Below are 19,372 nucleotides of genomic sequence, written 5' to 3'. Positions count from 1 at the left end.
TTGACTCATGAACCGCAGAGACTTCATCAAACAATCGGCCCTGACAACGGCGGGAACGATGCTGATCCCGCACTTTCTGAAAGCCTACGAAACGCAGGCAATGGGGCAGGCTGCCGGATCGAATGGTAAAATTCTGGTTATAGTGCAGCTGTCGGGTGGTAACGATGGGCTGAATACCGTGGTCCCGTTCCGCAATGACATCTACTACCGCGAACGCCCAACAATTGCCATTCGTCCCGAAAAAGTGCTGACGCTTAACGACGAAATCGGTTTGCACCCCGCCATGACGCCGTTGAAGGCTCTTTATGACGATGGGCTGGTAACGGTGATCAACAACGTTGGCTATCCGAATCCCGACCGATCGCATTTTCGCTCAATGGACATCTGGCAAACCGCCAGCGATTCGAACCAGTATTTACGTACCGGCTGGGTTGGTCGTTATCTGGACGCGGCCTGCGACGGAAAGGAGGGACAGCCCTTTAAAACGATTGAAGTAGACGACACGTTGAGTCTTGCTCTCAAAGGAAATGACCTCAACGGAATGGCTGTACTAGACCCGAAAAAACTCTACGACCAAACACGCAACGGCCTGATTACGAAGTCGAGCCACGAGTATCACGACGGACACGAATCGGTATCTTACCTGTATAAAACACTGGCCGAAACGGTTTCGTCGGCGGAGTACATGTTCGATAAAACTAAGATTCAGCGCTCAGCGGGTAATTACCCAAATCATGAGTTAGGCAACCGGCTCAAAACCGTTTCCGGACTGATCCAGTCGGGGATCGACACGCGCGTTTACTATATTTCCATCAGCGGGTTCGACACGCACATCAACCAACCCGGCCAGCAGGAGCGGCTGCTGGGTCAATATGCCGAAGCGGTTAGCGCGTTTATGAATGATTTGAAAACCACCGGTCGGCAGAATGACGTATTGCTTATGACGTTCTCGGAATTTGGCCGGCGTGTTAAGCAAAATGCCAGCAATGGAACCGATCACGGAACCGCCAATAACGTATTTCTGATCGGGGGCGGCTTGCCTTCGCGTCGGGTTTTGAACGAAGCGCCCGCCTTGACAAACCTCACCGATGGCGACCTGACGTACACCGTCGATTTTCGTCAGATATACGCCACGTTGCTTCGCGATTACCTCGGGGCCGACGATGTAGCTATTCTGGGTCGGCGATTTGATTCGCTAAAGATTGTTTAAGCCTATGGCCCCTGTCCGATAGGATTTCGATGCGTTCGGTACTACAATAATATTTTCGGTGCTTACCGTAAAAGTCTGCTATAAACTGCGTTATTTCGCAAAGAGTCAATTTGTATTTCGCTGAATGGTAGGCATTATTATGGGTAGCCTTTCTGACCGTAAGGTCATGCAAGAAGCTGCCGACGTTTTAACAACACTGGGTGTAGTTTGGGAGATGGATATCGTATCGGCCCACCGTACACCCGAAAAGATGGTCGAGTACGCCAAGACTGCCCGCGACCGGGGCATACGGGTTATTGTAGCCGGGGCTGGTGGCGCAGCGCATCTGCCCGGCATGGTTGCTTCGTTGACAACCTTACCCGTTATCGGGGTTCCGGTCAAATCCAGCAATTCGATTGACGGGTGGGATTCGGTTCTGTCGATCTTACAAATGCCCGCTGGTGTTCCGGTGGCTACAATGGCCCTCGATGGCGCGCGAAATGCCGGAATTCTGGCCGCACAGATCGTCGGAAGCACCGATGAGCGGGTTGCTCAAAAGTTGGCGCAGTTCAAAGACGAATTGAAAGAAAAAGTGGCCGAGATGAGCCGTCAGCTGATTGCACCTTAACCATACATCCGAATGGAAACTGATAATCAAACGACAAACCCACGTCCGACCGGGAGTTCCGGTTTGCCCGCTCTTACGCTTATCGTACTGGTGGGACTGATCGCGGCTTTGCTTTACGTTGGTTATGAATACATTTCTGACGATACCAACGGCTCCGACGAACTGACGAATGTAGCGCTCGATACCACATCGCAGCAACCCATTGCACAGGATAACGGCGAAATGCTGATGGCTCCCGAAAACGTCGATACATCGTCGCAGCCCGCGCCGGTTGATTTGTCGCAGGCGGAACCACCCGCCGACGCTCCCGAAGCCAACGCACAGGCAGAAGAAGTCGCCGAAGGTAATCGCGAAACGACCGATGGCAAACCAGGGCCAAATGAGAAATCAGACGCCGAGAAAGCAGCGGCCGAGAAGGCTGTAGTGGCAAAAAAGGAAGAGAAGCCGAAAGAGGAAAAACCGAAGGAAGAAAAGCCTAAGGCCGAGAAGCCAAAAGAAGAGGTCGCTATCGTTAAACCGAAAGTTAAGCCGGGGGGGGTATCCACTGCGTATACGGTTGGATCGGGAGAAACCTTTTACGGCGTAGCGAATCGGTACAACATGAAAGTCAGTACGTTGAAAGCGTTAAATCCGGGCGTAGCCGAAAGCGATGTGAAAGCCGGGGTGACGAAGTTGAACGTTAAAGTGATGGCGGTTCATACCGTTGGTCCGGGTGATGTTTTGCGGGTAGTCGCCCAGAAATATGGCGTCAGCAAAGAAGCCATCATGCGCGCCAACAAACGCGACAAGGACATTGCAACGCGGGGTGAACGATTGATTATTCCGTTTCCTGACAGACAATAATCGACAAGAGAAAAAATAAAAGGGAGGCCATCAACTGACGGCCTCCCTTTTATTTTTTCTCGTAAACCAATCCGACCGTAAAGCGAAGGTCGTTATTCTGCCGACCGGGTACAACCAGACTTTCGTATGCATTTGCCAAGGTGGTCCGTAGGCTGGTCGCTGCTGTTAGTTTGACCTGGACGCTCACACTGGCATTCCAGCGAACATTGTATTGGCCAAGAGCCGGTTGGTAAAACGCCGTGTGCGTAATTGTGAAGCGGTCCTTACCAAAGACGTACTCGCCGTACAGTCGTGTTGAATTACGAAAAATATTGATGTCGTCCAGCTCCAGAAAGTCCGTGTATTCCTGCATCAGCACGTCCGTAATCGAAATATAAGCCCGCTTGCGATTCAGGACCTTAAAACCAGCCCCGCCCGCTATAGTCCAGCGGTGATTGATTTGCCGAAGGTTACTGCGTTCGTACGAGCCAAAAGCCAGATAATACAATCGTTGTTCGTGGCGATACGTCGTACGCAGATCACCGAACCATTCGCGTTCGGCCAATAGACCGTTTTGTTTACCGTACACAAACGACGGATTACTGGACAGTTTGAAATAATTACTTAGTTGATAGTCGACGGCGCTGGTTAGTTGCAATAAGGCCCGATTGACGTTACCAGACGTAAATGTACCGTCGGCGGTGAATCGATACCGGAAGATAGGCGTCACGGGCTTGGCAACCTCGGCTTTTATGGTGTCCTTGCGGGTGGTCGCTACGTTGCTTGAATCGGTTTTAACGGAATCGGGCGTTGACGGGCGTAACGGGTCGGGCTGTTCAACGATTTGGGCAAAGACACTGGAAAAACAGAAAAAAAGCACACTGACTACACTAAGAATTTGAATGTTTTTCACAGGATATTGAGACGGTAAGGGCCGCAACTTAGGAAAAAACTATAGATTTGGTCGACGGTTAACAGCCCAATTTATTCAACCGCCCTTTACTCAATCGGATAAGACCTATGATACGCTGGGGAATTTTAGGACCAGGACGCATTGCCCATAAGTTTGCTCAAGACTTGCTAACCGTACCCGATGCGCAGCTGTACGCCGTCGCTTCGTCAAACCAGCAACGCGCCGACGAATTTGCCCAACAATACGGGATTCCTCATGCGCTTGGCCGGTATGACGATCTGCTCACCCTGCCGGATCTGGATGTTGTGTACGTGGCTACTCCGCACACAGAACACCACAAAAATGTGCTGATGCTGCTCAAGGGTGGCGTCGCCGTGCTAGGCGAAAAACCGTTTGCCATGAACAGTGAGCAGGTACGCGAAATGGTCGAAATAGCCCGTTCAAAAAAGGTGTTTCTGATGGAAGCGCTTTGGAGTCGATTTATGCCGGGAATCGTCCGCGCGCTCGAATTGGCCCAATCAGGAGTTATTGGCAAGATTGTTTCGGTAAAGGCCGACTTTGGATTCAAAGCGCAATTTTCGCCCGAAGGTCGCTTGTTCAACAAAGCATTGGGTGGGGGCGCTCTGCTCGACATCGGTATTTACCCGCTGTTTCTGTCGTACCTGTTTTTGGGAAAACCAACGTCCATCAAAGCATCGGCCATCTTCGGCGCAACCGACGCGGATGAGCAGTGCGGTATGGTGATGACCTACGAAGGCGAACAGCTCGCTTTACTGGACTGTACCTTACGAGCGAAAACGGATTGTGTCGGCATCATACAGGGCGAGTCAGGACAAATTCGAATTCATAGTCGCTTTCACGAAACGAAAGGAGTGACCCTCCACGTAGAAGGCGAGGAGCCAGCTACGTTTGATTTCGACCGGACGACGCACGGGTATGACTATGAGGCTAACCACGTGATGCAATGCCTGAGCGCAGGCCGAACCGAAAGCCCGCTCTGGTCGCTGGAGGATAGTCTGAATTTGATGGCCTTGCTCGACGCAATCAGGGCTGAAGCCGGAATTGTGTACGAATAGCGAATTGTTGGGCGAGCCGCATCTTTTTTTCTCCTTACCTTTGCAGCATGACCGACCGTTATGCCCAACGCGGAGTTTCCGCCAGTAAAGAAGACGTTCACAACGCCATTGCCCAACTCGATAAAGGCTTATTTCCAAAGGCGTTTTGTAAAATAGTACCCGATACGCTGGCTGGCGATCCGGATTATTGTACGATCATGCACGCCGATGGAGCCGGAACAAAATCGTCGCTGGCTTACCTCTACTGGCGCGAAACGGGTGATCTGAGCGTATGGCGGGGAATTGCGCAGGACGCGGTCGTGATGAATACCGACGATCTGATCTGTGTAGGTGCAACGGGGCCAATGCTGTTATCATCAACCATTGGCCGTAATAAAAATCTGGTTCCGGGTGAGGTGATTGCCGAACTCATTAACGGTACCGAAGAAGTACTACAAACGCTTCGTGATCACGGTATTGAGATTTATAGCACGGGGGGCGAAACGGCGGATGTTGGCGATCTGGTCCGTACTGTCATCGTTGATAGCACCGTCATTGCCCGGATGCGCCGTGATCAGGTAATCAGCAACGACCGTATTCAGGCGGGTGATGTCATTGTCGGGCTGGCTTCGTTCGGTCAGGCAACGTACGAATCGGTCTATAATGGTGGTATGGGTAGCAACGGTCTGACATCGGCTCGCCATGACGTACTGGCGCATTACCTGGCTGATGCGTATCCGGAAAGTTTTGATCCGGCGATTGACCGGAACCTTATTTACAGCGGATCGAAGCGGTTGACTGATTCAATTGCCGTTGGTTCTGGCGAGAATGTAACCGTGGGCCAACTGATTCTGTCGCCAACACGCACCTACGCACCTGTAGTGAAAGCATTGCTTGACGAGCTACGACCCCATATTCACGGCATGGTGCATTGTTCAGGTGGGGCGCAGACTAAAGTGCTGCATTTTATTGACAATCTGCACGTTGTCAAAGACAATCTCTTTCCAACTCCGCCGTTGTTTGCGCTTATTCAGCAGGAAAGCGGAACGAGCTGGCAGGAAATGTATAAAGTCTTTAATATGGGCCATCGTCTGGAAGTTTATTTGCCTCAAGGCCTCGCTCAGCAAGTGATTGACGTGTCGAAGTCATTCGGTATTGACGCGCAAATTATTGGCCATGTAGAAGCTTACTCAGGGAAACAAGTCACTATTAATTCGGAGCACGGTACATTTTTGTATTGATTTTCTTGTGAGTAAGGGATAAGTAGCTAGATTGCAGGTGTTAGTGACATAATGCCGTAACATCTGCTATGAAAAAGCTATTTACTCTTATCCTTCTTTTAACAACGCACATAGTTTGGTGCCAAACTACCCCCTTTACCGCTTCGTGGAGTTTCGAAGGAAGCCGTAGCGGGGTGTCAACATCTTCTAATGTTGTTGCCAGTGACGCATCGCCCGTCAACGTACTTGTTCCCAGTGTAGGTGGCTTTCCCAGCGGTCAGGTTGGTAAAGCCATCAACGTCCAGAACTGGTCCAATGCCAATTGTGCCGGAGACGAGTACCTGGAAATAAGTGTTAGCCCACAGAATGGCGCTTTGCTTACGCTGTACACGCTGTCATTTTACTACAGCCGTTCGGCGCAGGGGCCAAATTTGATTCGGGTACGTTCCAGCGTTGATAATTTTGGCAGCGATATCTTCAACGGAGCGATTACCGCTCAGGCAGTACCTTACCAGTCGGTGTCTCTGTCGCTTTCTGGCCTGAACAGTGGCTTTACGAATAATGCGGGTTCGGTAGCATTCCGGTTTTATGGTTGCCAGCGTAATCAGATTAATGGGTCAATGCGGCTGGACGAAATTGTCATCAATGCCCAGGCGCTTCCCGTTACACTTGTCTCGTTCGGGGCTAAGCCACAAGGAGAGCACGTTCAACTAAGTTGGGAAACCGCCTGGGAACGCGACGCCGACTACTTTGACGTACAGCGAAGTGCTAATGCAACCGAATTTATAACGATTGGAAGAATCGATGCCCAGGGTAATTCAACCCTGCACCGGTACTATGGTTTTACAGATGGTCACCCCGTTGATGGTGCCAATTATTACCGGCTCAGGCAGGTAGATACAAATGGGCAGATCGCATACTCGACGATTACGGTGGCGGTTATGGACAACCTGACACCATCACTGGAGGTACTAGGAAATCCAGCAAGTCGAGAAGAAATTCGCGTATCTGTACGAAATATGCATCAGGCCACCTACCGTCTTACAACGCTAACCGGGCTGGAATTGCCTTTGACGTTGGTTGACCAATCCGGTGGAGTTTTACTGCTCAAACCTAACCAGCCGCTCGTGCCGGGTGTGTATCTTCTGTGGGCTGAAGCCGGAACCAAACGCCTGATTCAGAGAATTGTTGTCGACTAAAAGAAGGAAGACCAAACCGGTGCTAGTTTGTACCGAACAGTCGATCTTACCCATCAATCAGCCTGAATAGGGCTCTTTGCCCACGTTCCATCAATCCAGTTGATTTTCGGTGACCATTAAGGGCAGAAAATCGGCTGGTCAATTTATTAAACTACTAAGTCCTTAAATTACTAGCTGTCAGTTACAGCTACTATCAATAGGTTTGTTAGCTTTGGGCAGTAAACGCTTGTCGGCACAAAAGCAGGTATTCGACTAGGAATCATCCGGTTAATCTTTTGGCTTCATTCGTTGTCTAACAAACAAATGCTAAAAGGACAACTTATTATGAATCGCTGGTTGCATCTGCCCTTTTTGATGTGGCTGATTGTAGGAATTGCGACTGTTTCGTATGCTCAACTCCCCAGAGGATACACGATTGGCGATGGTGTAGCTGATTTTCGCTTAAAAAGCACCAACGGACAGACGGTTTCGCTTGGCGATTATAAAGCGCAAAAAGGGTTGATCGTCGTTTTTACCAGTAACCACTGCCCATTTTCTAAAGCATACGAGGATCGTTTGATAGCCATTGACCGAAAATTTGCCCCGCAGGGCTATCCGGTTCTGGCAATCATGCCCAACGATCCGGCCGCTTACGAAGATGATTCGTTCGAAAACATGAAAAATCGGGCGCGTGATAAAGGATACTCTTTCGTGTATGCAATGGACGAGACGCAGGCTGTAGCGAGAGCATTTGGCGCTACCCGGACGCCAGAAGTGTACGTATTAAAGCATACCAACGGACAGTTCATACTCGAATACATCGGTACGATTGACGATAGCCCGCAAGATGGGACAAACGTACAGCGACGTTACGTTGATGAAGCGGTTACCAGCTTGTTGGCTGGCCGTCCGGTACAGTCTCCGTTGACCAAGCCAATCGGCTGCGCCGTCAAATGGAAGAACTAGAAAACCCTACCATATTGCACTGTGGCCTTTTTGGCACATCGTTTGCGAAACCTGTTGATACAATCAAACTACACATCTATCATGAAGAAGTCTCAACTAGGTTTCGCTCAATTTAAACAGGTTGCTGGTACAATTCTTTTAGCGGCATCGCTGACCTTACTACAGGCCTGTGGATCGGACGGTAAAAAAGAATCTCGTACCGAAGACGCGATGGAAAAAACGGGCGATGCTATTGAAGCCGATACCAAAGAAGCTACCGCTGAAACCCGGGAAGATTTAAAAGAAGCAGGTGACAAAGCTGAAGCGAAAACAGACGAAGCTGCTGCTGATTTTAAAGAAGAACGCGACGAGGCAGTTGCCAAGATGAACGTTCAAAAAGATAAATTGGACGCTAAAATCGACGAAATGAAGGCAGATATCAAGCGTCAGGGAGCAAAGGCAAAAGCCGAATCGAAAGAGCAGCTTGCCAAGCTTGAAGACGAACGGGACGATCTGCGGCAGGATATAGACAAGGCAAAAAATGCTACGGCTGATGCCTGGAAAGATATAAAAACTGGCTTTAAACGGGCTGGTCGTGAAGTAGGTGACGCATTCGACAAAGCCGGTGATAAACTGGATAAAGACAACTAGTCAAAACTATCAAATTGTATATCCTAAGGCCGTCGATCACAATTTGTGATCGACGGTTTTTTGTGGAATGGTGTGGCGAACTTTCTACAAAAATGGATGTCCTGACAATTGATCAATGCGTGCTTACAAAAAAATGTAGATCTGTTTATAAAAACCTAAAGCGATACAGATGGGACTAAGTGATCCTGATTCATTACCCGTCACGACAGTGACCGTGTTTCATTACGAATCGTACACTCGGTTTCAGGCGTTTGCCAATATGGGACGGTCTCTCATGAAACCGTTTGAGGAAGAAGGAATGGTGTTCTGCAAGCTTATGGGTAGCGGTAAAAATTTTGGTCTTGTTCCGGATTTCTCCCAATACGTTTTTCTAGCTGTCTGGAAAAGCGACGCTCACGCCGATGCTTTTTTACAGTCAGCTACTTACCGGCATTTGCAGGAGGGTACTGATCAAACCGGTACGCTCTATCTTCGTACGCAGCGGGCGCACGGGCACTGGGATGGTCAAAGCCCGTTCGTCAAATCGACGCAACCAGTCGCTTCCGATGCGACACCCGTAGCGGTGTTGACCAGAGCGACCATTCGCTATCGTGCTTTGCCGGATTTCTGGCGTCATGTACCTCAGGCTCGTCAGCGCTTACAGGCTCATTCGGAAAATTTGCTGTTTGGTATTGGCGTCGGCGAAGTACCCCTTGTACAACAATGTACAATTAGCGTATGGCGAACGGCGAAAGCTGTCGATCAATACGCGTATCGGGAAGCGGGGCATCGGGAAGTTGTACAGCGAACCCGACAGCGCCAGTGGTATAGCGAGGAATTATTCGCTCGTTTTTCCGTATTCAAGGCAGAAGGTACGCTATTTACAGACATTCAACGTATAATCTGTGCTATCTAACTGTTAATCTGCTTGTATTCCAACGGGGAAAATTGTTATTTTGCGGGCTAAATTGTATGTATAACGCGAAATGTCTGTCATTAACAAGATCAGAGAACGTTCAGGACTGGCCGTAGGTGTTATCGCCGTCAGCTTGATTCTGTTCATTGTGGGGGGGGATTTGCTCGGAGGCCGTAGTTTGCTGTTCGGCGGAAACCAACAGGAGGTCGGCGAAATTGCTGGCCAATCCATTGATTACCCAGAATTCAATGCCAAAGTAGACGAGCTTCGGGCTCAGTTTGAGCAACAAACAGGACGCGCTCCGGCTGAACAGGATCTTGTACAGCTCCGTGAACAAGCCTGGAATCAGCTGTTGTTCGAGATTGCTTACCAGAAAGAGTTCGACAAACTTGGTCTGAAAGTGTCGCCGGAAGAACTGGTCGACATGGTACAGGGTAACAACATCAGCCCAGCCGTTCGGCAAGCCTTTACGAACCCACAGACGGGCGTATTCGACAAGAGTACGATTATCAACTACCTCAAAGGCTTAAAGAATTTGCCTCCGCAACAGCAGGCAGCCTGGGCCAACTTTGAGCAAAACCTGAGTTCGGATCGGTTACGCGAAAAATACGAAGGACTGATGCGCCTGTCGGTATTCGCTACAACAGCCGAAGCGCAGAAAGAATACCAGGCTCAAAACTCAAAAGCTGATCTTAAATTCCTGTTCGTTCCGTACTATACCATTAACGATACGACGGTAAAAGTAACGGATTCGCAGTTGCAGGATTACCTCAACAAACACAAGGACGAGTTTCCGGGTGCTAATACACGGTCGATTCAGTACGTAACTTTCTCGGTTGCTCCGTCAAAAGAAGACAGCGCAACGCTTTACAACCAGATTAAGTCGCTGGCACGGGGACTTGGTGCGGCTACGAACGACTCAACGTTTGCCCAGCAAAACAGCGATGTGCGGGTGCCCTTGTACCTAACAGCGGGTGAAATGCCGGAACAGTTGCGGGCGTCGATCCCAACATTCTCACCGGGTGGTATCTACGGTCCATTCCGGGAAGGCAACACGTACTTTATCTACAAGTATGGTGGTACGAAAAAAGATACCAGCTTTACCGCACGTGCTAGCCATATCCTGATTCGCCCGACGGCGCAGACGGATTCGGCAAAAGCAGATGCTCGTCGCCGGGCAGAAGGCATTTTGCAACAGATTCAGGGTGGTGCTAGCTTCGAAGCATTAGCGCAAACCAACAGTGCCGATGGTTCGGCGCAAAACGGTGGTGACCTTGGCTACTTCAAAAATAACGGTCAGATGGTGAAGCCTTTTGAGTCGGCTATTTTTGGAGCTACGTCAGCAGGGTTGATCCCACGCATCGTTGAAACGGATTTTGGCTATCACATCATTAAGGTGACACAGCCTAAAACGAACGTACTTTACCGGGTTGCGGCTATTGGTAAATCAATCACACCTAGCCAGACAACGCGTGACGAAGCGCTGCGCAAAGCGGATCAGTTCGCTTCTGACGTAAGAACGAAAGAAGCATTTGACGCCAAAGTAAAAGAAGATAAGTCAATTGTTGTCGCAACGGCTGATCGGATTCCCGAAAACGCCAGCAACATTAACGCGCTGGCTGATGCCCGTTCGGTTGTTCGCTGGGCGTTTGACGACAAAACGGATGTTAATTCGGTATCGGAACCATTCGAGATTGGTGATCAGTACGTTATTGCTGTGCTGACGAACAAGACGAATAAAGATGACGTAAAGGTTGACGATTACCGTGCTGAACTAACCGCAAAAGTGCGGAACGAGCTGAAAGGTGAGCAGATCATCAGCAAGCTTGGTAATGCCAGCGGCACGTTGGAAGCGATTGCTCAGAAATACGGTGCTGGCGCGCTGGTTGAGAATGTAGAAGATGTAAATCTGGCAACGGGTTTCCTTCGTAGCGCCGGTGTTGATCCTGTCGCTTTGGGTAAAGCGTTTGGCCTCAAGCCTGGCAAGCGTTCGAAACCGTTCGCGGGCGACGCTGGCGTGCTGATCGTCGAAACGACAAATGTGACACCTGCTCCAGCCGTTGCGGATTACGCTCTGTATAAAACACAGATTCAGCAGAACAACGCATCGCGCACTGGATTCTACATTAACGAAGCTATCAAAGAGGCTGCGAAAGTAGAAGATCGCCGGGCTAAGTTTTATTAGTAGCGCATAAATAGTGACAAAAACCCCCGCAGATCGATCTGCGGGGGTTTTTTATTTATCAACCTGGTCAATATAGGATCAGGAAAACACCTGGTCTTTCAGGTAATCGATCATCTTGGCAAGCGCCCGCGACCGGTGGCTTATCGCATTCTTTTCTTCCAGACTCATCTGAGCAAATGTACGGTCGTAGCCATCCGGCTGAAATACCGGGTCGTAACCAAATCCACCCGTACCGCGTGGCTCCTCTACAATCTGACCTTCTATAGTTCCTTCAAATTGGTGTTCGACCCCGTGGAGCACCAGCGTAAAGACCGTAATGAAACGGGCTTTTCTGTTTGATTGTCCCGCCAGATTAGTCAATAACTTCTCGATGTTGTTCTCTGCGTTGCGGCTCCCCGAGTAAAAAGCGCTATCAACGCCGGGCTCGCCATTCAGGGATTCGACTTCCAATCCCGAATCGTCGGCAAAGCAGGACACACCAAAATGCGTCCAGACATAATCGGCTTTCTGACGCGAATTGCCGGGAATGGTGCCCGTGGTTTCCGGTAGCTCGTCCAGGCAGCCAATATTCTTTAGTGTTTTGAGCTGGAAAGTGTCACCCAGCTTGGATGACACCTCGTCTAATTTGTGTTGATTGTTCGTGGCAAAGCAGAGTTCCATACAAAAGAAAAGCCGTTCGTGGTAAAACTACGAACGGCTTTCGAAAGAAACGAACAATAAGAGCGTCGATTAACGACCGGGCTGCGGCATACCTTGTGGCATGCCAGGCTGACCCGCCTGTCCTTTCTGAATATCGATCAGATCAATATCGAACAGCAGGACAGAATTAGGTGGAATACCCTGGTTTCCGCGTGGACCGTAAGCCAGCGTCGAAGGAATAATAAGCGTTGCTTTTTCGCCCTTGTGCATTTTCATAACGCCTTCTTCCCAACCTGGAATTACCTGACCAACACCGACTGGGAACTGAACGGGTTTGCCACCCGACTGTGGATTTGTCTTCGAGCTATCGAATACTTTTCCGTCCAATAATTTACCTGTGTAATGTACCTGAACAAGGTCACCACGCGAAGGCGCAGGGCCGCTGCCCGGCTGCGTAATTACGTAGTAAACGCCCGACTCAGTTTTCTGTACTTTACCGGCCAAACCGTTCTTCGCTACGTAGTTTTCGATAATTTTAGCATCGATTCCTTTTTGCTTTTCGAAATCAGCCGCCTGCGTTTTTTTGTATTCGTCTTCCGACTGAACATTGATCACCTTTACTGCGATACCGATATCTGTACCTTTCTGAACGCCTGGAGGAAGTGGTTGCATGGCCCGCGTAAATAGCGAATCGGCGCTTACGTAGAACGTTGCGCTATCGCCTTTGCCAAGCATGGTCAATCCTTCTTCGTAGCTTCCTTTGAATGGAGGAACCTGCAACAGCATTTGGAAGGGAGCACCTTCTTTATGAGTATCGCGGAGAATAGAATCTTTGTTGTTGAGCAGCGTCAGGTGAAGCGTAAGAATGTCACCGACTTTACCCTTGCGTGGGCTGTCAGCCTGCTCATGAATTTGGTACTTCAGGCCGTTGTCCGTTACCTGAACGCGGTTTTTACCGCAGGCCGCTACCACAGCGACAATCAGGGCGGCTTTCCCGAAATTTTTAAGAGACATGTTTTATTGTTGTTTTATTGTAATTATCTATGGTACCGGTGATTGAATGAATAATATGATCTCAAGTAAGCGACTACCATCAGACTGTTTTAAACAGTAGCTCTTTGTACTCAGGAAGAATGGCCAGCAACTTTTGCTCGGTTTCAGCCAGGGATAACTTCGAGCGGCCACCCGCTGCATTGCGATGGCCACCGCCGTTAAAATGCTTGTTTGACAACTCCCGAACCGAAAAGTCGCCGATGGAGCGGAATGAAATGCGGATCTCGTCAACGCGGTCAATCAAGATAGCGGCCATCACAACTCCTTCAACCGACAGGGCGTAGTTAACCATCCCTTCGGTGTCTCCCGTTTTGGATCGGTACTGTTTCAACTCTGCATCCGTCAAGGTGATGTAAGCGAACCGGTATTCGGGAAGTACGTTCAGCTTTTCGTTCAGCACGTAGCCGAGCAACCGAAACTTATCGATTGATACGTTATCAAAGATGCGCCGGTGAATGCTGCTAACGTCAATCTTAAGGTCGACCAGTTCGGCAGCCATACGATGAACATCGCCCGTTGTATTCGAGTGGCGAAACGAACCGGTGTCGGTCATAAGCCCGGAGTACAAGCACTCCGCAATAGGAACGTCGATCAATGCTTTATCGCCTAGCGCGACGATAAGCCGAAAAACGAGTTCAGCGGTTGCCGCAGCAGTTGGGTCCCACAAAGCCAGTTCTGCGAATGACTCCGGTTCCAGGTGATGGTCGATCAAAACTTTACGGGCGCGGGACTGACGTACCAGCGGTGCTAAGTCGCGAATGCGATCTAAGCTCGAAAAATCCAGGCAAAAAATTACGTCGGCCTCATCGAACAACTGGTTTACGGTAACCCGTACTTTCTCGTCGAAAGCGATCACCTCCTCATTGCCGGATAGCCAGTAGAGATTTTGCCCGTAATCGGTAGGCGTTACGACCGTCACACGGTGGCCTTTTTTGCGAAGGTAACCTGCCAGCCCCAGCGATGATCCCATTGCGTCGGCATCGGGATTCTGGTGCGTTGTAATCAGCACGGTTTGCGGCTCTGCGATAACCGCGCCAATTGCTTCAATATCTTGCATAAACAAACAGCCGAAGCTGCAATCGAAACCCAAAAGTACGAATAATTTGGATATCAGCGGGCTAATCCGTCGACGTGGCATTTCAGGTAAAGTGTTTACCTTTGCGCCTAACTAACATTGGATAAATCCCCTAATGGCTACGAATCTAACGTTCACCATGATCAAGCCCGACGCAGTGGAAGGCGGTCATACCGGAGCAATTATCAAACTGATTGAAGAAGCGGGTTTCCGTATCGTTGCAATCAAGAAAACGCAGCTAACGCCGGAGCGGGCGGGGCAATTTTACGCCGTGCATCGCGAGCGGCCATTTTACAACGATCTGCGTACGTACATGTCGTCAGGAGCCATTGTGCCTATGATTCTGGAAAAAGAAAATGCGGTTGCTGATTTTCGGAAGCTGATCGGCGCTACAAATCCAGCGCAGGCCGAAGAAGGTACCATTCGTAAGCTGTACGCGAAATCGATGCAGGAGAACGCTGTGCACGGTTCCGATTCGGATGAGAACGCGGAGATTGAAGCCAGCTTCTTTTTTGCGACAACTGACCGGTACTAGTCTGAACCAGAATTTTCGGGATTAAAATGATTTTGCTGATTTGAGCTCGCTTCTTTGAGGCTCCTCTGTGATAAATCCTGCCAATCATTTTAATCCTGAATGACCTAACTCGGGGTGCTTTTCGTAGTACTTGCAAAAATCGCGTAGGTCGCATGCCGGGCATTTGGGCGTCCGTGCCAGACAAATGTACCTCCCGTGTAAGATAAGCCAGTGGTGAGCCTTGGGGACGTACTGCTTCGGAATATGAGCCATCAGTGCTTTCTCAACGGCAAGCGGAGTCGTCGCGGTCAATGGAGCGAGTCCCAACCGATGCGAAACGCGAAACACGTGCGTATCAACGGCCATCGTGGGTTCGTTGTACACAATCGACAAGATGACGTGTGCTGTTTTCCGGCCTACACCCGGCAGCGTCTGTAACTCTTCAACCGTCGCCGGAATTTCTCCGCCAAAGCGCTCCATCAGCAACTTCGCCATTCCAACGAGGTGCTTGGCCTTGTTGTTCGGGTAGGACACACTACGGATGTACGAAAAAACTTCGTCAACCGACGCTGCCGCCAATGATTCCGCTTCTGGAAAACGAGCAAACAGGGCAGGTGTAACCTGGTTGATCCGCTTATCTGTACACTGAGCCGACAAAATAACCGCGACCAGCAACTCGTATGGATTGCCGAAGTTTAATTCTGTTTTAGGCTCTGGATAATGCTGAGTGAAATAATCGAGAAATCGCTGGAAGCGTTCTTTCTTTTGCATACAATAAGGCCACTAGCTAGTGACGAACCCAGGCCCTGGATGAGCCTATCAATCGTCACTAGCCAATGTCTGACTACAGCAAAACCCACAAGCTCGTTACGTATGGCGCAATCGGGCTGGTGGGCTTGCGGGGTAATTTTTAGAGTAATTTAGAATGGACTGAACGGTATTTTCGCGGGGTTGCCGCTCAATCTTGTTCATCAAAGCACGTAATTCCAGTGCTTCTAAGAAGAAGGTCATCAACTCCGGTTCAGACATCATAGCGTCTTCAATGAGCAGATTTTCCTCTGGCGAGGTCTCCTCATAGACATACCGGATCACATCATCTTGGGTAAATGTTTTTATCATAACTCGGCGAACGTTTGCTCAGTTGTTTGCGCAGATTAATCAACGCATAACGCATACGTCCCAAAGCTGTGTTGATGCTGACGCCGGTCGCATCGGCAATCTCCTGGAAACTCATTTCCTCGTAGTGCCGCATGATGAGCACCTGACGCTGTTGTTCCGGCAATCGCTGAATCAGCTCGCGCAAATGCTCGTGTGTTTCCTGGCGAATCTGCAAGGATTCTACCGAATCTTCTGCAAACTCAAGCGTGTTAAACACACTGCTTCCGTCTTCAAACACCACACTGGGGTAGCGTTTATCTTTTCGGAAATAGTCAATTGCCAAGTTGTGAGCGATTCGGATAATCCAGGGTAGAAATTTTCCCTCCTCGTTGTATTTACCCGACTTGAGCGTGTCCACCGCTTTGATAAAGGTGTCCTGCATTAAGTCTTCAGCCACGTACTGATCTTTGACGATCAAGTAAATAGTTGTGTAAATCTTCGATTTGTGCCGTTGCACTAATTTGGCAAAGGCTTTTTCATTACCACGGATATACAGGGAAATCAACTCACTGTCGTTTACCTGGGCTTTTTCCATTTTCAGTAAGACAATTAGGTAACGTAGAGCTGTGTTCCTATAGTGTGTGTGTGGGTTATGTTTTTTGTAAAACCGGATAATGCAGATATCAAAATAAAGTGTTTTTTAGCTCATTTGCAAATGAATAGTGCAAAAAACTTATTCAATAATCGGTACTATTTTGGTGATTTGGCTTATCAAGCCAAATAAATTAATAAAAAAATAAATTTTTACCCTGCATAAACATGTGTAGGAAATATTGCACTTACGAAAGAAGACACTCTATAGATTCCTTGACGAACCAAAATGTTTAAAGCAGGCTGCTAAAAAAAATAATTACCTATTCAGCGGCCAAGATCGTAGTCTGACCAACTCAAGCATTTACGTATATACCGGTAGCGAAAAGTAGAATTATTTTTTACGGTAAATGCTTGATTATCTGCTTCCAATGCTTACTTTTAGCATCTCTTTTTCAGGGCTCTTGTTTGTGTGGTGATCTATGAGGAGTTTGGCAATCTGGATTTTATTGTTCAGCCACGTCGGGCTATGTCTGGCGCAAACCAAACCGGTATTGCCTGATCTTAACTTCGACCGTCGGGGTAATGATCACTACATGGACAGCTTACGCGTGATAGGTCACCAGTATATTCGTACCACAGAGCAACTGCCACGCTCCTTACGCAATGACACTATACGTCTGGAAGGATTACGCTTTATGGCCATCGTATTTAAGCAATGGCGTAACAACACAAGCGACAGCAGCCTGCATTATGCCACTAAGCTCGTTACTCTAGCCCACTCGTTTTACAATTCGTTGTATCAGGTTCGCGGGCTGATGTTCGAAGAATATTATTACCGCGTCCGAAAAAACGATTACCCCAAAGCACTTCAACTAAATTTACAGGCGTCGGCGCTGTGCGCTGGCTTGCCCAAAACCAGCTCACCTCTCTGGCAGGTGCAGATGAACATGGGTGACATCTACGTGATGCTGCGCGATTACCCCAAGGCATTGCAAAGCTATCAGTCCTCCTTAGCGCTCCTTCCCCAAAATACGCTTGTCTCCAAACAGAACCGCAAGCTATTAATGGCACAGGTGGTTATGCAAATTGGTGAGGTCTACGAACGCCAACAGAAGTTTGACGCGGCCCGCCTTCAATTTGAAGAGAGCCGTCGAATAAATCGGGAAACGAGTTCGCTGAGCAATATCGTTTACGCCGAGGAGCGGTTGGGGGATTTCTACAATACACGTCATCAGCCTGAAAAGGCCATCTCCTATTACGAGGAGTCGTTGATCGGTTGGAAGCAATTAAATAATCCGGTTGGTGAAGCGTCCGTTTGGGCGCGTCTGGCAGAGTGTTACGCACAAATAAAGAATGTAGCGCTAGCCATATCTTACGGAGAGCGCGCCATGGCCGTTGCCCGTCGGCAGGAAAATTTGCGTATCCGGCAGATTGCAAGTCAGGCTCTCTATCATGCGTACCGGGCGGATGGACAACCGGAGAAGGCACTGGTTCATTTTGAAGAGTTCAACATGGTCAAAGATAGTCTCAATAAGCAGAAGCGCGTTGAGGAAACATTGGCCCTGCAAAATGAATACGCCATTCGTTTGGTGCGTGACGAAGCGGAGAAAGACAAGCTGCTTCAGCAACGGGAGCTTATGGATGTTCGTCGCCAGGCTGAGATAGCTCGCTTACGGTCCGAAGCGGAGCGGGAGCAGATCGCTGGCGAAAACCGGATGAACCAACTACGGCAGCGTATTGAGACGGAGCGTCTACGGGCTGATTCGCAACGGAGCCGGCTTGAGCAGCGGGCCAGGATTGAGTCGCTCAGTCATACCATCGAGCAGGAATCCTTGATGCGCCTGTTCTTGGTTTGCGGGTTGGCCATGCTGCTCGTTTTCGTTGCGGTTTATTACCGGAAAAACCAGTTTATCAACCGTCAGAAACAACAGATCGAAGGGCTGAATCGAGGACTCGAAGATAAAGTGGCCGAACGGACGGTTGAGTTAAAGTTAGCGAATGATCAGCTCCGGGCGAAAAACCGTGAAATTGAAGAAGCGTTGTTACGCGGGCAAACCCTCGAACGTAAGCGGATGGCTGCCGACCTGCACGACAGTCTGGGTGGTCTTCTGGCAGCCATCAAGGTAAGCTTATCGGCCTTAAACCCAACGCAGTTACCGGAGCGAGAACAGCAGATTTACCGGAACCTGCTGGGTATGACCAAGGAGGCATTCGCGGAAGTGCGTTACCTGTCACACAACTTGCAGCCTGACGAGTTGGAGAAGCAAGGCTTGTCGGAAGCGCTTATACGGTTGGTTTACAAGCTTAATTTATCCCAGCAGGTTACGTTTCGGCTTGACAACGAACAGCTTCCCCGGCTCGATAAAACCACCGAATTCAACCTGTATTCGATCTGCATCGAATTGTGTAGCAATATCCTCCGGCATTCCGAAGCTACGGAAGCGGATATTATTTTCCGCTGCTTCGCCAATGAATTGAACATGATCGTGAAAGACAACGGTTGTGGTATGGACCCTGCGGACGCGACGGGGATGGGGCTACGAAACATCCAGGCGCGGATGGATGCGATCAGGGGGCGATACGAAGTTCATTCAGGCGTTGATGAAGGAACAACGTTTATCTTTATTTTGCCTACGCTGTCCGACCGCACGCCGTCGCTGTTGAACTAAGTGTACGCTGCATCGCTAGATGACTGTAAAAACAGGAAGCCACCCCAAC

The 19,372-nt window shown here is 49.4% G+C and carries 19 protein-coding genes; 12 read left to right on the top strand and 7 right to left on the bottom strand.

All coding sequences use genetic code 11. The features are described 5' to 3' along the window. The first annotated feature begins 7 nt into the window (after nucleotides 1–7). The 3 genes from LQ777_RS22715 (at nucleotide 8) to LQ777_RS22705 (ending at nucleotide 2,660) form a co-directional block, all read left to right on the top strand. Entirely contained in the window at nucleotides 8–1,210 is a 1,203-nt protein-coding gene (locus tag LQ777_RS22715) for a DUF1501 domain-containing protein (protein ID WP_232560225.1), read from the top strand. A 124-nt stretch (nucleotides 1,211–1,334) separates the two neighbouring features. Continuing rightward, nucleotides 1,335–1,817, top strand: coding sequence for a 5-(carboxyamino)imidazole ribonucleotide mutase (gene purE / locus LQ777_RS22710; protein ID WP_232560224.1), 483 nt, complete (start codon nucleotides 1,335–1,337; stop codon nucleotides 1,815–1,817). A gap of 12 nt (nucleotides 1,818–1,829) precedes the next feature. Continuing rightward, entirely contained in the window at nucleotides 1,830–2,660 is an 831-nt protein-coding gene (locus LQ777_RS22705) for a LysM peptidoglycan-binding domain-containing protein (RefSeq protein ID WP_232560223.1), read from the top strand. A gap of 49 nt (nucleotides 2,661–2,709) precedes the next feature. On the opposite strand, the gene LQ777_RS22700 is transcribed toward LQ777_RS22705, so the two are convergent. Further along, nucleotides 2,710–3,552 carry a DUF481 domain-containing protein gene (locus tag LQ777_RS22700; protein WP_341871361.1) on the bottom strand — a complete coding sequence of 281 codons (843 nt, stop codon included), beginning with the start codon at nucleotides 3,550–3,552 and terminating at the stop codon, nucleotides 2,710–2,712. Nucleotides 3,553–3,659: 107 nt separating this feature from the next. On the opposite strand from LQ777_RS22700, the gene LQ777_RS22695 reads away from it, so the two are divergent. The 7 genes from LQ777_RS22695 (at nucleotide 3,660) to LQ777_RS22665 (ending at nucleotide 11,681) form a co-directional block, all read left to right on the top strand. After that, on the top strand, nucleotides 3,660–4,628 hold the full coding sequence (locus LQ777_RS22695) for a Gfo/Idh/MocA family protein (RefSeq protein ID WP_232560222.1): 969 nt from the start codon (nucleotides 3,660–3,662) through the stop codon (nucleotides 4,626–4,628). 47 nt (nucleotides 4,629–4,675) lie between these two features. Continuing rightward, nucleotides 4,676–5,848 carry an AIR synthase related protein gene (locus LQ777_RS22690; protein ID WP_232560221.1) on the top strand — a complete coding sequence of 391 codons (1,173 nt, stop codon included), beginning with the start codon at nucleotides 4,676–4,678 and terminating at the stop codon, nucleotides 5,846–5,848. 68 nt (nucleotides 5,849–5,916) lie between these two features. Further along, on the top strand, nucleotides 5,917–7,026 hold the full coding sequence (locus LQ777_RS22685; RefSeq protein ID WP_232560220.1) for a fibronectin type III domain-containing protein: 1,110 nt from the start codon (nucleotides 5,917–5,919) through the stop codon (nucleotides 7,024–7,026). 324 nt (nucleotides 7,027–7,350) lie between these two features. Then, nucleotides 7,351–7,971, top strand: a complete 621-nt coding sequence (locus LQ777_RS22680; protein WP_232560219.1) for a thioredoxin family protein — start codon at nucleotides 7,351–7,353, stop codon at nucleotides 7,969–7,971. A gap of 81 nt (nucleotides 7,972–8,052) precedes the next feature. Beyond that, nucleotides 8,053–8,601, top strand: a complete 549-nt coding sequence (locus tag LQ777_RS22675) for a sll1863 family stress response protein (RefSeq protein WP_232562897.1) — start codon at nucleotides 8,053–8,055, stop codon at nucleotides 8,599–8,601. Nucleotides 8,602–8,770: 169 nt separating this feature from the next. Then, nucleotides 8,771–9,496: a DUF3291 domain-containing protein gene (locus tag LQ777_RS22670; RefSeq protein WP_232560218.1), complete on the top strand. Its 726-nt coding sequence runs from the start codon at nucleotides 8,771–8,773 to the stop codon at nucleotides 9,494–9,496. A 70-nt stretch (nucleotides 9,497–9,566) separates the two neighbouring features. After that, on the top strand, nucleotides 9,567–11,681 hold the full coding sequence (locus LQ777_RS22665; protein ID WP_232560217.1) for a peptidylprolyl isomerase: 2,115 nt from the start codon (nucleotides 9,567–9,569) through the stop codon (nucleotides 11,679–11,681). 78 nt (nucleotides 11,682–11,759) lie between these two features. Here LQ777_RS22665 and rdgB read toward each other — a convergent pair whose 3' ends face one another. The 3 genes from rdgB to LQ777_RS22650 form a co-directional block, all read right to left on the bottom strand. Continuing rightward, nucleotides 11,760–12,341, bottom strand: coding sequence for an RdgB/HAM1 family non-canonical purine NTP pyrophosphatase (gene rdgB, locus LQ777_RS22660; RefSeq protein WP_232560216.1), 582 nt, complete (start codon nucleotides 12,339–12,341; stop codon nucleotides 11,760–11,762). A gap of 69 nt (nucleotides 12,342–12,410) precedes the next feature. Then, a complete protein-coding gene (gene bamJ, locus LQ777_RS22655) occupies nucleotides 12,411–13,334 on the bottom strand; it encodes a BamJ family beta-barrel-assembly machinery protein (RefSeq protein WP_232560215.1) in 924 nt (307 codons plus the stop codon). A gap of 79 nt (nucleotides 13,335–13,413) precedes the next feature. After that, the gene (locus LQ777_RS22650; protein WP_232560214.1) at nucleotides 13,414–14,430 is read right to left on the bottom strand and encodes a DHH family phosphoesterase; all 1,017 of its coding nucleotides are present in this window, start codon (nucleotides 14,428–14,430) and stop codon (nucleotides 13,414–13,416) included. A gap of 133 nt (nucleotides 14,431–14,563) precedes the next feature. Between LQ777_RS22650 and LQ777_RS22645 the strand changes: the two genes are divergently transcribed. Further along, a complete protein-coding gene (locus LQ777_RS22645; protein WP_232560213.1) occupies nucleotides 14,564–14,983 on the top strand; it encodes a nucleoside-diphosphate kinase in 420 nt (139 codons plus the stop codon). Nucleotides 14,984–15,067: 84 nt separating this feature from the next. Here the strand turns inward: LQ777_RS22645 and nth are convergent, their stop codons facing one another. From nth to LQ777_RS22630, 3 genes are all read right to left on the bottom strand, one after another. After that, nucleotides 15,068–15,733, bottom strand: coding sequence for an endonuclease III (gene nth / locus LQ777_RS22640; RefSeq protein WP_232560212.1), 666 nt, complete (start codon nucleotides 15,731–15,733; stop codon nucleotides 15,068–15,070). Nucleotides 15,734–15,829: 96 nt separating this feature from the next. Next, nucleotides 15,830–16,081, bottom strand: coding sequence for a hypothetical protein (locus tag LQ777_RS22635; RefSeq protein ID WP_232560211.1), 252 nt, complete (start codon nucleotides 16,079–16,081; stop codon nucleotides 15,830–15,832). After that, a complete protein-coding gene (locus LQ777_RS22630) occupies nucleotides 16,056–16,655 on the bottom strand; it encodes an RNA polymerase sigma factor (protein WP_093826131.1) in 600 nt (199 codons plus the stop codon). Before LQ777_RS22630 ends, LQ777_RS22635 begins: the two co-directional genes overlap by 26 nt. Nucleotides 16,656–17,133: 478 nt before the next feature. Here LQ777_RS22630 and LQ777_RS22625 point away from each other — a divergent pair, with 478 nt between their 5' ends. Beyond that, the gene (locus tag LQ777_RS22625; RefSeq protein WP_232560210.1) at nucleotides 17,134–19,323 is read left to right on the top strand and encodes a tetratricopeptide repeat-containing sensor histidine kinase; all 2,190 of its coding nucleotides are present in this window, start codon (nucleotides 17,134–17,136) and stop codon (nucleotides 19,321–19,323) included. The last annotated feature ends 49 nt before the right edge of the window (nucleotides 19,324–19,372 follow it).

Source organism: Spirosoma oryzicola, assembly GCF_021233055.1.
Classification (GTDB): Bacteria; Bacteroidota; Bacteroidia; order Cytophagales; family Spirosomataceae; genus Spirosoma; species Spirosoma oryzicola.
The sequence above is the reverse complement of the archived record's forward strand: the minus strand, read 5'-3'. Positions and strand labels throughout refer to the sequence as shown.